The organism is Enterococcus sp. RTP21361st1_A6_RTP21361_211029, from assembly GCF_040910045.1.
GTDB classification, from domain to species: domain Bacteria; phylum Bacillota; class Bacilli; order Lactobacillales; family Enterococcaceae; genus Enterococcus_D; species Enterococcus_D gallinarum.
Genome location: NZ_JBDGBK010000038.1, coordinates 1 through 12,637, shown reverse-complemented (window position 1 = coordinate 12,637; position 12,637 = coordinate 1). Strand labels below are relative to the sequence as shown.

Genomic DNA, 12,637 nt, shown 5'->3' with positions numbered 1-12,637 from the left:
CTGTTACTTTATTGAAAAGACTTGATAAACTCCTGCAAGTAGCGGACCGTATCTGGCAAGTGTTTGCCTAAGTACGAAAGGACATTGGTTAATAGCAAGAGAAACACCACAAAACTGATGGCGGTTTTCATCGAAAGACTCATCATCAAAATATTGATCTGGGGAATCGACCGAGAAATCACACCTAGCACGAGGTCCACCAACAGCAGCGCAATGATCATTGGTGCTGCAAGATTGACTGCCATCACCATCATTTGGCTGAAAAGTTTGACGATGCCTTCAACCGTCGTGCCTTGGATCACCACAGAGCCTAAGGGCACGATCCGAAAAGACAACAGCAGTGCTGTAATCAGTCGATGATGCAGATCAAGTCCAAAAAACACAGCGATCGTCAGCCAATAGTACGTTTTGCCATACTGGGAAGAGGCGATTTGCAACGTCGGATCATAGGCTTGCGCCATCGAAAAACCCACTTGAAAGTCGATCAATTGGCCCGCAATTTCCACACCGGTAAAGACCAGCTGACTCAAATAGCCCATCGCCATCCCAAACAGTACTTCTTTGATGACGAAAACCGTCATCATAAAGAGGGAAAGCTCGGGAATCGCAGGTGCCGTCGGCAGACATAGGACCGTCAACGCCATGCCGATCACGATTTTTGCCAGTGACGGAAAATTTTGCTGTGAGAAGATCGGACAAAGGACGACAAACGCCAATATTCGACAAAAAATCAACACCGTCGCTTGAATCGGCGCCATCAGGTTTCCTCCTTACATTGCTGAAATCATCTTGAAGATCATTTTGGTAAAATTCAACAAGAGATTCAGCATAAAATTCCCGGCCAAAATCAAGGTCAAAAAAATCGCTAATAGTTTCGGCACAAAGCTCAACGTTTGTTCTTGGATTTGGGTAGTGGCTTGAAAAATACTGATCACCAATCCAACGAGCATGCCGACCAATAAGGCAGGGCCAGATATCGCTAAAATTCGAAGAAAGGCTTCCCTTAGCACATCAAGTACCATTTCTACTGTCATTTCCTCTTGGCTCCTTTCTTAGCGGCTATTGAAAACTCTTGATCAGCGACTCCACGATCAGATACCAGCCATCCACTAAAACAAATAGTAAGATCTTGAAGGGGAGTGAGATCATGATCGGCGACAGCATCATCATCCCCATCGACATCAAGATACTGGAGACGACCAGATCAATGATCAAAAAGGGGATAAAAATCAAAAAGCCAATACTGAAAGCCGTTCGTAATTCACTGATAATAAAAGCCGGTACCATAACGGTCAGAGGAACATCGTCAGAAGAATGATACTTTTCGGTCTCCCCATCAGCTTCCGCAAACAAGGCAATGTCTTTTTCCCGTGTCTGTACCATCATAAAGGCCTTGATTCGTTTTTCTGAGCGGTCAAAAGCTTCGGCTTGGCTGATCTCTTGTCGATCAAACGGTTCGATCGCTTGCTGGTAGACGTCGGTATACACAGGTTTCATAATAAAAAATGTCAAGAATAAGGCCAACCCGATCAATACTTGATTGGGCGGGTTTTGCTGTGTACCTAACGAACTGCGCACAAAGGACAAGACCATGATGATACGAGTAAAAGAGGTCATCATGATCAGCAAGACCGGTAAGAGGGAAAGCAGCGTCAGCAACAAGAAGGTATTGATCGTATCACTTGAGCCATTCCCATTCGACAATAAATTGTTGATGGTGGAGCTGACGTCTTCCGTCTCGAGCGCAAACGCCGTCTGCGGAAGCATCAAACTGCTGAAAAGGACCGCAGCCATGATCTTGATATCTCTGCCTTTGATCTTCATTTTTGCTTGCCTCGTTTTCCAGCAATTTCCGCCTTGGCTTTGTTGAGCCATTCAGAAAAATCTTTGCCAGCTTGCACTTGGGTGTTTTCTAGGCTTTGCTGTAAAAAAGCGGCCGTTTCTTCTGGCGTCAACTCTTTGATGATCTGATTTTGCTGTTCAGAAAAGCTCATGACATAACATTTGTCCATGATTTGGACGATCCCGATCGAAGACGACTTGCTGACGGCGATTTTTTGTAAAATACGCAACTGGTGATTGTGCTGGTTCGTGTAACGATTTAAATATTTCAAACTGATGTTGATCAAATAAAGAATAAGCAGCAAAAACCCAATCATTTTGACCAGCGATAAAAATGTTTCCATCAACACGCCTCTTTCTATTGGATCACTAAATCCGTCACATAAACATCCTTGGCGATTTCTGATCCGTATTCCTGATTAATTGTTTCTTTCAATGCTTTTTTTAAATTCGGTACACTTTCGGCGGAGCTCAAAATACCGCTGGCCTTTTGTTGGCGCAATAAGTTTACGACGCTGTCACGAATGACGGCCACATTTTTCGTAGCTTCCGCGCTTTTTTCCTCATCGGCGACTAAAATCGATAAATTGACCTTCATGTATTGCTGCTCTTGGTTGTCTTCTTTTGCCAGATTGACTAAAAATTCATCCAGTGCCACGATCGCTTCGTCTGAGGAGATTTTGCTGCTGTCTTTTGCTGTTTCAGCAGCTGCTGTTTTTTCCCCCGTCAAAAAGTGATTCGTCACTAAGGTACCGCCGATACTGCCGCCGACTACCACAATCAAAAGGATCGGCAGTAAAACAACCATACTCAAGCCTTTTTTCTCTTTTTCTGCTTTTGGTGCTTTTTCTTCTTTTGCCATCTTTCCCACCCTTACGTTTTCACTTGGTTCGAATGGATCACCATATGATACTCGATTACCCGCTGCGCAACTTCTTGCGCAGCTTCCGTCACCACTAAGGTTTTGCCGTCTGTCAGTGTAATCAATGTATCCGGCATTTCTTCGATCCGATAAATCAATGTTGGATTTAAATAGAATGGCTTGCCATTCAATGCTGTCACTAGAATCATGGTCAAACTCCTCTCAATGATGAAGCGTCACGTTCTTAACGTTTTAGATTCAATAATTCTTGCAGCATTTCATCAGAAGTCGTAATACTTCTTGAATTTGCTTGATAGGCACGGCTAGCAATGATCATTTCGGTAAATTCTGTCGAAAGATCGACATTCGACATTTCCAAGGCACCCGCCTGTAGCGTTCCTGCTCCGTTGTTGCCAGGGCCTGCGACGATTGGATTCCCTGAGTTGCTAGTTTGGACATAGTTGTTGCCGCCGACTTTTTCTAAGCCTTCTGGGTTATTAAAGGTTGCGACACCAACTTTCCCCATCACAAAGGTTTGATTGCCGTATTTTGCCAACACTAAGCCATTGGCATCGATTGCCATGGAGTTATAGGTCAAGGTTTCCCCATTGACGGTCAGTGTACTTGGAATTGATAAGGGAGATACCGTTTCTTGTCCGCTCAATGCTGTGTTTTCATCAAAGTTGTCATCATAGACAACCGGTTGACCGCCGGTGACTGAACGACCTAAGACTTGCATCCCATCACTATTGGTCAAGGTTCCGTTGCTGTCACGAACGAATGCGCCATCTCGTGTGTAATAGGTTTCGCCATTTGCTCCTGGTCCTTGTACCATAAAGTAGCCCTGTCCGCTGATATAAAAATCCATGCTGCGGCCAGTCGATTGCGGGGCACCGACTGTATTGATGGTATCGATGGAGCCCGTCTGAACCCCTAAACCGATCTGCGTTGCGTTGATTCCACCTAACCCGTTGCCTGGCGCAGTTGCGTTTGACATCGTTTGGCTCATCATGTCTTGGAAAAGTACACGACTTGACTTGAACCCAACCGTATTGACGTTGGCGATATTATTGGAAACCACGTCCATTTTCGTTTGAAGATTTTTCATTCCACTGACACCTGAATATAATGATCGTAACATGCTTGTTTTCCTCCTTATGGTTGGCGTATTTTCCTCTGTCATTCAGAAAATACTTGCAGCCCCTTTTCAGTCCAGCTGCTATTTGATAAATGTGGCGCTGTCAATATTGGTGACTGTGTGAAGTTCATTCATCCCCATCGCCGTAATGATGGTTCGTGAATGGACATCGGCGATCAAGCCCATATCTTTGTAAACGAGCAGTGATTCTTTGCTGCCTTTTTCCGCTAGCTCACTAAGCGCCGTTGAAAGGGATTGATAATCATCATCTTGTAAGGTCAATTCCCTTGCAGTCAAACGCTTTTGCGCATGATTCGAGACTTTGATGTCGTTTTGTTTTTGTTCAAGTATTGAAGAAAAGGCTTGTTTGTCCACGACTTTGCGGGGATTTTGATAAGGCTCCCCGGCAACTTTTTGCAGCCCCTGTTGAATCGTCAAACTCATTTTGCTTCGCCACCAATCTCTTGGATCGCACTCATACTGTATTCTTTGCCATTTACGACGATCGTGGCGTAGCCATTGGCAAAGCGGACCTTTTCGATGGTTCCTGACAATGTTTCTGTGCCGTCCATCAGGGTGACTTGTTTATTGATCAAGCTAAAAGCTTGCTGCTGTTGCTGTAAAATCACCGAGGTCGTCAACGTTTCGCTCAATTCATTCAAGCTCTCTAAGGTCGTAAATTGAACCAGTTGCGAGATATAGTCGGTGCTACCACCACCAGAAGAATCGCTGCCTCCCATCGATGGGTTGCTCATAGATGCTGCTAAGATCTTCAAAAAATCATCCATGGAGATATCTGAAGATTTTTTTGTTTGCGTTAATGCCGATGTATTGGCAATACCGGCCGCAGCTGCTGTAATTTCATCTGCCATAGTTCTCCTCCTTTACACTAAAATACTGATCGCATGATCGATCGGTGCTAATTGCTGCTCTTCTTCAGCCGTATTGCTTTGATGAAACGGCTTTTTGCTTTGTCCTTTTTGAGCCTGTAAAAAACGCTGTTGGCTTAACTGACTGTCACTTGCCATCATACTGCCGGCAAAGGATTGATTTGACAGCGGACCAGCCTGCTGGACAGAAGCTAACGTAGGTTCTTTGATCACTAGGATCGGCTGCTCTTGCTTTTGCAAAACTTGCTCTAGCTCATGCTTGATGGACAGCAATAATTCTTTGGCTTGCGGCTGCTGAACAGTCAGTTCTAAGCGACTGCCTTGGGCATTCGTTTCTAGAGAAAGCTGGATCGTGCCTAATTTCTCAGGAACGAATTGCAGCGTGATTTTTTTCTCGCTTGCCGTGCTGCTCGTTTGGACGAGTTGGGCAGCCGCTTTTGCTAAGGGTAGGACCGCTTGTTCCATATTCGCTTTTGTTGGTGTGGGTCCTTGCTTGGTCAAAAGGGGAGAAACATCAAGCAGTTGCAGCGCTGGTGCCACCATTTCATTGTCAGTTGCTGTTGAAGAAGCAATGGCTTGTGCAGAAACAGCTTCCGCTTTTTTGGCGACTGTTTCATTCGTGCTTTGCAAGGTACTAGTCGTATCCGTCGCTTGGTGGGTCACTGGCGACGCTTGATCCAATGGTCCCCTTTGGCCCAATTGAGCGGTCCCTTCGGTGGACTGTTTCAGCTGTGCTTCTGTCGTCTCCGCAATCGCAGTTTTTGTTACTGAATCGATTTCCTTGATTTCCTTGAAAGGAGCGATCCCTTTTGCCGTGGACTGCTCTTCGCCTACTAAGTCTTCTGGCAAAGGCGTTTCAAGCGTTGTTGCTGCGGCTTCACTTCTGTCATTTGTCATCAAATCTAGACCTTCAAGCGTAGACTCGGAGGGGTTGATGACTGTGGTGGCTACGTCTATTGGTGCTAAAGCTGCTGAAACACTGTCGGGAGAAGCTGCTGTGCCGGCGCTCGTTTGGTTCTGCTCCGCCGTTACCATCGATGCCTGTGGCGCTTCATGAACCAAGTCTGCAAAAGGTGCCTGGCTGATCTGGCTCATTCCTGGCGCTTGTGTCGTTGCAAGCTGTTCGGGTGCTGAAGTGATTTCTGGCTCCTGCGGCAGATGTTCCATACTGCTGGCAACCCACATTTCTGGTGCAACGGCGTTTTGCTCCGTCATACCTGATGTTTCAAAGGGTGCTGACAGATTGCTTGCGGTCTGTTCCGTCAGCTGTTGCATCAGCAAACTGAAGGCTTCTGGTGACGCCTCCGTCTTTTTTGATTTGCTGCCGACAGGTACAGGGGATACGGCACTTGTTGTGATCTCTTTCATTGTTCACCTCCTCTCAGCTGATGCTTTGAAACCAAGGTCGTCTTATCACTAAAACCATTAGTTCTTTAAGAAAATAAGGCGCGATTGCCGAACTCATCCAATTGCTTTTGCTCTTCCAATTGCTCTTCATAGATGTATTCAGCAAATTGTTTTTCTCGCAGCTTTTCCACGATCTTGCGTTCCTGCTGCGCTTCTACCACCACCGATAACGACTCTGCCAATTCTTGCTTCACGTGAAACATTTTGTTTTGAACCTCATCGATGGTGGCATTCAACGCAAGCAAATAACGTTGCTGCACTTGCATCCGCCCAATGGTCATCTCATTGACATCAAAAAGCTGGGCTTTTTCCTGTGTCAGCGTATTCAGGCGCTGTTCTTGCTGAATCAATAGTTGTTGTTTTTGGGCGTAAGTTCGTTTGGCTTCTTGCTCAATAGTTTTTCGATGATCCAATACTTTTTCTAAGGAAAAGTGAAATGCTTGCATAGCTGCTCCTTTATGATCTCTTTTACATAGTTGAACGCTGGCGCTCGATCAGCGCTTCTTCACTGAACAAATGCGCCAGTTCAAAAATCGTTTGTTCAAATGGGATCCGCTCATCCACTTTTTGCTGTAAAAACCGTAGGATGGGGTGATGCAGCGCGATCGCTTGGTCGGTCAACGCATTACTGCCGCTTTTGTAGGCACCGATATCGATCAAATCCTTGGCTTCTGCATAAACGGCCATGTTTTCTTTTAGTTCCCCCGCATGTTTATGCTGCTTCTCAGAAACGAGGGTCTTCATCAAGCGGCTGAGGCTATTTTGAATATCGATGGCAGGATAATGATTTTGAGCGGCGATTTTTCGGGACAACAGAATATGTCCGTCAAGAATCCCCCGAACCGCATCAGCGATCGGTTCATTCATGTCATCACCTTCTACCAAGACGGTATAAAAAGCAGTGATCGAGCCTTTGTCCGACATCCCACTGCGTTCTAACAACTTCGGTAAAGCTGTAAACACAGAAGGGGTATAGCCTTTGGTCGTCGGCGGCTCGCCTGTCGATAGACCGATCTCCCGCTGTGCCATCGCAAAACGCGTCACCGAGTCCATCATCAATACGACTTTCTTGCCTTGATCGCGGTAATACTCAGCGATCGCCGTTGCTACATGAGCCCCTTTTAGTCGTACGAGGGGCGGCATATCGGAGGTAGCACAGACAACGACCGACTTGCGGTAGCCTTCTGGGCCTAGATCATTTTCAATAAATTCTTTGACTTCTCTTCCTCGCTCGCCGATCAAGCCGATCACGATGACATCGGCTTCGCAATAACGAGCCAGCATCCCCAATAAGGTACTCTTACCGACCCCGCTGCCGGCAAAAATGCCGATCCGTTGGCCAAGGCCAACAGTCAAGAGACCATCGATCGCCCGGACACCTGTCGGCATGATCTCAGCGATTTTTTGACGACGAAAGGGGTCAGGAGAATCTTGACTAACTGGATATTCTGGCGCACTTTCCAGATCCAGCGCCATATCTAACGGTCGTCCTAGTCCATCTAAGGTGTGCCCTAGCAGCGTATCATCGATTTTTACCGTCAATGATTTGCCAGTTGGCCGCACCAAACAGCCGGGTCCGATGCCTTCTAGCTGATCAAGGGGCATCAGGAGCACGGTTTTTTTCACAAAGCCCACGACTTCGGCTAAAGCTGTATGTGTCTTGTTTTGCAGTGCGACTTCACAGATTTCTCCTATGAAAACCGCCAACCCTTCGACTTTGATCAGCAGACCTACGACTTCGCTGACTTTGCCGTAGGTGGTAAAAAACGGCTGTGATTGCGCCGTTTTGCGCATCTCTGTGATCGGTAATTCAAACGTCATTCCTTCACACTGCTTTCTAGAAATTGGCTCAAAAAGCGATCGATTTCTTTCCTCAGTTCAAAAACCACCAAGGCATTTTCAGTTTCGATACAAAAATCGTGTTCCGCCAAGCTGTCATCTGCCATGAGTAAATAGCGAAACCCGCTGATCGCCTGCTTTTTGGTTTCCATCAATTCTCGCAACGCTGCAAGATGCTGCTCTTGGCTGCGAACAGTCACAAATTGATCGGGTTGTTCAAATTGCCATAGCACAGACTCCACAAAAGGCAGGAAGCCTGCTTGCTCGTCTGTAAAACGTTGATTGATTAAGGCTTCGGCGATTGCCGTGCCGTAAGCGATCATTTCTTGCTTTTTTTCTGAGCGAAAGGTGTTGATCTCAGAAACGGCTTCAGCGACATTGGCTTGGGCTTGTGACATCAATGCTTGCGCGGCTTCTTTGCTGGCATTGAGTCCTTCTTGATAGCCTTGTTGAAAGCCGTCTGCTTGTCCTGCTTGAAAGCCTTCCGCTCTCGCTTCTGCTAGAATTTGCGCTGCTTGTGCTTGTGCATCGGTCAAAATCTGCTGCTTCAAGGCTTCCATTTGCTGCAAATGCCGTTCCTGCTCCAACTGGCGTGCACGTCTAGCCGCTTGCAGTTCTGGGTCTAAGCTTGCTTTCTCAATCGGCACTTTGATGGTCGTATCCGTCAAAATACTGCGAGCAGCTTCGGTCGTTTTGACCGCCTGCTGCTTCAATAAACTGCTATTTGACCACTGCATCTTGGTCGCCCCTTCCGATGTAGATCTCACCGGTTTCATCTAGCCGTCGAATTACAGCCACCACACTTTGTTGGGCTTCTTCTACAGCAGACAAGCGGGTAGGACCCATAAATTGAATTTCTTCTTGTAGATTTTCCACCGCCCGTGATGAGAGGTTGGAGAAAATAAAGTTCTTGATGTCATCGGTCGTGCCTTTAAGCGCTAAGACTAAGACATCGTTTTGAACATCTCGTAAGACTTTTTGAACATCCAAGCGTTCGAGGGTCACGATATCCTCGAAAGTAAACAAGCTGGATTTCACTTCGTTGGATAGTTCTGGTTGCCGCTTTTCTAAGTCGTTCAAAATGTTCTTTTCGGTGCTGCGGCTGACTGAGTTCAAGATTTCTACCAGTGTGTGCACACCACCGACATTTTCCGTATCGTTCTCAATGTAATTCGAGAATTTGTTCTCGATCACTTTTTCGATCCGTTCGATCACCAAAGGCGACGTACTGGAGATCGTCCCGATCCGTTCAGCGATCTCCACTTGCAAATGATCAGGAAACTGCGACAAGACGCTGGCCGCTTTGTCCGGCTGCATGTAGCATAAAATCAACGCTACTGTTTGTGGATGTTCACCGATCAACAGATTGGTCAACTGTTGAACATCGGCTTTGCGAGCGATATTAAAGGGCCGTTCCCGCAGCTGAATCTGAGTCAATACGTCAATGACTTCTTTGGCTTTTTGAGGGCCTAATGCTTGGTTCAGCAAATTTTTGGCATAATCGATCCCGCCGTCTAAGACATATTTGCGGGCCGTTGCGGTATGAGAAAATTCCTCCAACACTTGATCCCGCTCTTCGGGACTGACAAAGTCGATGTTGGCGATCTCATAGCTCACTTTTTGTATAAATGATTCTGGCAGCAGCTTCATGATCTTTGCAGAGGTATCTGATCCTAGAGAGATCAGAAGAATCGCTGCTTTTTTTACCCCATCTATTGTATCCATGGCTGCCCCCTTATTTTTCTTTCATCCAAGCTTTGATTAATTCCGCCGCTACTTCAGGATTGCTTTCGGCATAATTTCTAGCCGTTTGATCCAATGTTGGTTCTCCTGAATGTTCTGCTGCGGTTTCTTGTGTGGATGCTTCTGGCGCCGCTGGTTTCGTTTCAGCAGACCGATTGCCGACACCACCAAAAACGACTTCTTGTGCAACTGTCGGACTTGCTCCAGTGCTAACTGCGGACGGTTGTGCAAAAGTGACCATTTCCTCCGTCACATCGACTTCCAGCTCGTCTTCTTTACGACGACGTCGGATCACGCCAACGATCATTAAGATCACTAAGAACAAGGTCAACACGATGCCGCCGATGATGGCATACTTGAGATAACCTTTGGCAGCTGCAATCGGTTCATTCCCTTGCGGATCAGCGGCTGGATCAACCTCTGCTTGGGCAAAGTCAAATCCTTGGATCGCGATTTGATCACCACGGTCATTGTCATAGCCGACAGCACTAGCAATCAACTGCTGCAATTCTGCTTGATCCGCTTGCGAAAGGTTCGCATTGATCACGATCGAGCTGGTCATTCGTTCGATCATGCCAGGGGCCGTAATGGTCGTGGTGGTCTCGGTATCCAATTCGTTTTCAACGGAACGGCTGTAGGAATTGTTTCCCTCTCCATCTGTGCCCGTCACATTGGAGACATTGTCATCCACCGTGCCTGTTTGGGCTTCTTGGACGGTCCCTTGCGAACCAGCAGCCTGCACTGTCTCACTCTTGATCTCTGGGTCATCATAAGTGACTTTCTTTCGCTCGATCGAATCAAAACTCAAGTCTAAATTGATCGACACTTGGAATTTGTCTGCACCATAGATCGGTGTCAGCAACTTCGCTACTTTTTCTTCTAGCGTTTTTTCATAGGAATCTTTGATGGCAATGTATTTATTGTTCAGGCCACTTAATTGACTGGCTTCATCTTCGGTTCTAGTCAAGGTATTGCCCGCGCTATCAACGACTTTTACATTTTCTGGCTTCAGCTTTTCCACTGCGCCGGAAGTCAAGGTAACGATCCCTTGCACGGACTCGTCTGAGATCTGCTGATTTTTCAAGGTCAACACGATGGAGGCGGTTGGCGCACTTTCCTCAGAAGAAAAGACACTTTCTTCTGGCATCACGAGTAAAACTTTGGCGGATTTGACTGCATCGATCGACTCGATCGCTCGCTGTAGTTCGCCCGTTACTGCCCGCTGATACATGATTTTGCGGTCTTCGTCCGTTGTCATCATGTTGGCATCATCAAATAATTCAAAGCCTGTACTGGTATTTGGTAACTTATTGTCCACGGCAAGATTGATGCGGTATTCATCGACTTGGTCCTTATCGATCAAAATCGTCGTTCCATTGTCAGCTAATTTGTAGGCGATCTGCTGTTCCTCCAAATCCTTGCTGATCGTTCCCGCATCGGCATCGCTCAGATCCGTAAACAAGATACCGTATTCAATTCGCGTATTTAAATAATAAACAGCTGCTGTGATTCCGAGAACGCTGATAACGGAAAGAACAACGATCATTTTCTTTAAAGAGCTTTGCATTTGCCAACGGTCTTTGAGTTGTTCTGTCCATTCTTTCACTTTATCCATCATTTATCCTTATTCCCTCACCCACTGCTAAAACTGCATATTTTTCACGTCATTGTAAGCTTCTAAACACTTGTTTCTTACTTGAACGGCTGTTTGTAGCGCCAGTTGCGCCTCCGTCATACGAATCATCACATTGCCTAGATCGCTTTCATCGCCGGTGATCAAATTTACAGTATCTTGATCCATGACCGTCGTTTTTTGATTCAACTGATCGACCGCATGGGTCAAGTAGGAAGAAAACTGATTTTCCTTGGCGCCTGCAACACTGGTCTCGTTTGAAGCAGCCCCCGTGCCTAGTGTCCGCAAAACGTTTTGGTAGTCTGTTAATCCTGTCGTTAAAAGTCCATCCATTTTCTCGTTACCCCTTTGATATTTCTAATGCTTTTTTCAAGATCGTTTTATTCATTTCTGATGCAGAAACATTGGCTTCGTACGTTCGAACCGCTTGCAACATTGCCACCATTTCATCGGCAATATCCACATTTGATTGACCGACATATCCCTCATCGTTGGCAGCGGGATTGGTAGGATCATAGGTCAGCTTTTCTGTCTCATCGGCAGCGATCCCCGTCACTTTGACACCATATGTAGCCGGTGTTCCTTCGCGACTATTTTTTAAATTTTCTGAAAAAAGAATACTCTTTTTTTGATAAGCAGCTGTTGTTTGTGTTTGATTCGTATTTACATTTGCGATATTGCTGGAGATCGTATCTAGTTTTAACCGTTCCAATGCTAGACCGCTCGCATTGATCGTTAGTCCGTTAAACATACCCATTTGTTTTTCCTGCGCTTTCTATCAATTACTCAATACAAGGTTCATCATTTGCAAGCGTCCGTTGACTTGTGCGGTCAATGCACTGTAATATAACCCATTGGCTGCTTGATCCAACATCTCCACTTCAAGATCCACGTTATTGCCGTTGTCTTTGATGCTGGTAGTTGCATTTTCAGTGATTTTCGGTTTTACTTGAGAAACTGACGCTTCTGTTGCAGCGTCCGTCCCTGATGAAGCGAGTGCCTGCTTTAATTCGCCTTCAAACACGATGCGTTTTGCTTTGTACCCATCCGTGTTGACATTGGCGATATTAGACGAAATCAATTCTGCGCGTTGTGCAGAAACGTTCATGGCTGTTTTTAATAAATTATAGGTATCCAACAGTAATTGCTCCTTCCATATTCTGTACCAAATGCTTTTTTTATGGGCCAGAGAAAAATATATTTATTTTTCAGACTGTAGACAAAGTCCATTTTATGGATGATGTCTACAGTCTTTTCTTTTATAATAGATTTATGAAAACGAA

General features: G+C 46.0%; 18 protein-coding genes. All 18 read right to left on the bottom strand.

Translation table 11 applies throughout. From position 1 onward, the window contains the following. Positions 1–8: 8 nt before the first annotated feature. The 18 genes from fliR to flgB all read right to left on the bottom strand — a co-directional run bounded on the left by fliR (position 9) and on the right by flgB (position 12,495). Positions 9–758 carry a flagellar biosynthetic protein FliR gene (fliR, locus tag AB5Z52_RS08635; protein ID WP_368243568.1) on the bottom strand — a complete coding sequence of 250 codons (750 nt, stop codon included), beginning with the start codon at positions 756–758 and terminating at the stop codon, positions 9–11. A gap of 12 nt (positions 759–770) precedes the next feature. Beyond that, positions 771–1,034, bottom strand: a complete 264-nt coding sequence (fliQ, locus tag AB5Z52_RS08630; protein WP_003129065.1) for a flagellar biosynthesis protein FliQ — start codon at positions 1,032–1,034, stop codon at positions 771–773. A 25-nt stretch (positions 1,035–1,059) separates the two neighbouring features. Beyond that, positions 1,060–1,824 (bottom strand): flagellar type III secretion system pore protein FliP, encoded by a 765-nt coding sequence (gene fliP / locus AB5Z52_RS08625; RefSeq protein WP_288551496.1) that lies wholly within the window; start codon positions 1,822–1,824, stop codon positions 1,060–1,062. After that, on the bottom strand, positions 1,821–2,186 hold the full coding sequence (locus tag AB5Z52_RS08620; RefSeq protein WP_003129061.1) for a flagellar biosynthetic protein FliO: 366 nt from the start codon (positions 2,184–2,186) through the stop codon (positions 1,821–1,823). The genes fliP and AB5Z52_RS08620 overlap by 4 nt, the downstream gene beginning before the upstream one ends. Before the next feature lie 14 nt (positions 2,187–2,200). Further along, the gene (fliL, locus tag AB5Z52_RS08615; RefSeq protein WP_005472968.1) at positions 2,201–2,704 is read right to left on the bottom strand and encodes a flagellar basal body-associated protein FliL; all 504 of its coding nucleotides are present in this window, start codon (positions 2,702–2,704) and stop codon (positions 2,201–2,203) included. Positions 2,705–2,715: 11 nt separating this feature from the next. After that, entirely contained in the window at positions 2,716–2,913 is a 198-nt protein-coding gene (locus tag AB5Z52_RS08610) for a flagellar FlbD family protein (protein ID WP_003129058.1), read from the bottom strand. Positions 2,914–2,948: 35 nt separating this feature from the next. Continuing rightward, positions 2,949–3,845: a flagellar hook-basal body complex protein gene (locus tag AB5Z52_RS08605; RefSeq protein ID WP_021148972.1), complete on the bottom strand. Its 897-nt coding sequence runs from the start codon at positions 3,843–3,845 to the stop codon at positions 2,949–2,951. 78 nt (positions 3,846–3,923) lie between these two features. Beyond that, complete coding sequence (locus AB5Z52_RS08600; protein ID WP_096711032.1) at positions 3,924–4,286, bottom strand: flagellar protein; 363 nt, start codon at positions 4,284–4,286, stop codon at positions 3,924–3,926. Continuing rightward, positions 4,283–4,714 (bottom strand): flagellar hook capping FlgD N-terminal domain-containing protein, encoded by a 432-nt coding sequence (locus AB5Z52_RS08595; protein WP_003129052.1) that lies wholly within the window; start codon positions 4,712–4,714, stop codon positions 4,283–4,285. Before AB5Z52_RS08595 ends, AB5Z52_RS08600 begins: the two co-directional genes overlap by 4 nt. Positions 4,715–4,726: 12 nt before the next feature. Beyond that, positions 4,727–6,100 carry a flagellar hook-length control protein FliK gene (locus AB5Z52_RS08590; protein ID WP_137264685.1) on the bottom strand — a complete coding sequence of 458 codons (1,374 nt, stop codon included), beginning with the start codon at positions 6,098–6,100 and terminating at the stop codon, positions 4,727–4,729. A gap of 65 nt (positions 6,101–6,165) precedes the next feature. After that, positions 6,166–6,585: a flagellar export protein FliJ gene (fliJ, locus tag AB5Z52_RS08585; RefSeq protein WP_003129048.1), complete on the bottom strand. Its 420-nt coding sequence runs from the start codon at positions 6,583–6,585 to the stop codon at positions 6,166–6,168. A gap of 22 nt (positions 6,586–6,607) precedes the next feature. Then, complete coding sequence (gene fliI / locus AB5Z52_RS08580) at positions 6,608–7,960, bottom strand: flagellar protein export ATPase FliI (protein ID WP_003129045.1); 1,353 nt, start codon at positions 7,958–7,960, stop codon at positions 6,608–6,610. Beyond that, a complete protein-coding gene (locus tag AB5Z52_RS08575; RefSeq protein ID WP_005472971.1) occupies positions 7,957–8,715 on the bottom strand; it encodes a hypothetical protein in 759 nt (252 codons plus the stop codon). Before AB5Z52_RS08575 ends, fliI begins: the two co-directional genes overlap by 4 nt. Next, positions 8,699–9,703, bottom strand: a complete 1,005-nt coding sequence (gene fliG / locus AB5Z52_RS08570) for a flagellar motor switch protein FliG (protein ID WP_003129042.1) — start codon at positions 9,701–9,703, stop codon at positions 8,699–8,701. Before fliG ends, AB5Z52_RS08575 begins: the two co-directional genes overlap by 17 nt. Positions 9,704–9,713: 10 nt before the next feature. Beyond that, positions 9,714–11,336: a flagellar basal-body MS-ring/collar protein FliF gene (gene fliF / locus AB5Z52_RS08565; RefSeq protein ID WP_353939394.1), complete on the bottom strand. Its 1,623-nt coding sequence runs from the start codon at positions 11,334–11,336 to the stop codon at positions 9,714–9,716. A 27-nt stretch (positions 11,337–11,363) separates the two neighbouring features. After that, positions 11,364–11,687, bottom strand: a complete 324-nt coding sequence (fliE, locus tag AB5Z52_RS08560; protein ID WP_003129040.1) for a flagellar hook-basal body complex protein FliE — start codon at positions 11,685–11,687, stop codon at positions 11,364–11,366. 7 nt (positions 11,688–11,694) lie between these two features. Continuing rightward, a complete protein-coding gene (flgC, locus tag AB5Z52_RS08555; protein WP_003129038.1) occupies positions 11,695–12,111 on the bottom strand; it encodes a flagellar basal body rod protein FlgC in 417 nt (138 codons plus the stop codon). A 21-nt stretch (positions 12,112–12,132) separates the two neighbouring features. Continuing rightward, positions 12,133–12,495 carry a flagellar basal body rod protein FlgB gene (gene flgB, locus AB5Z52_RS08550; RefSeq protein ID WP_086269318.1) on the bottom strand — a complete coding sequence of 121 codons (363 nt, stop codon included), beginning with the start codon at positions 12,493–12,495 and terminating at the stop codon, positions 12,133–12,135. Positions 12,496–12,637 lie beyond the last annotated feature (142 nt).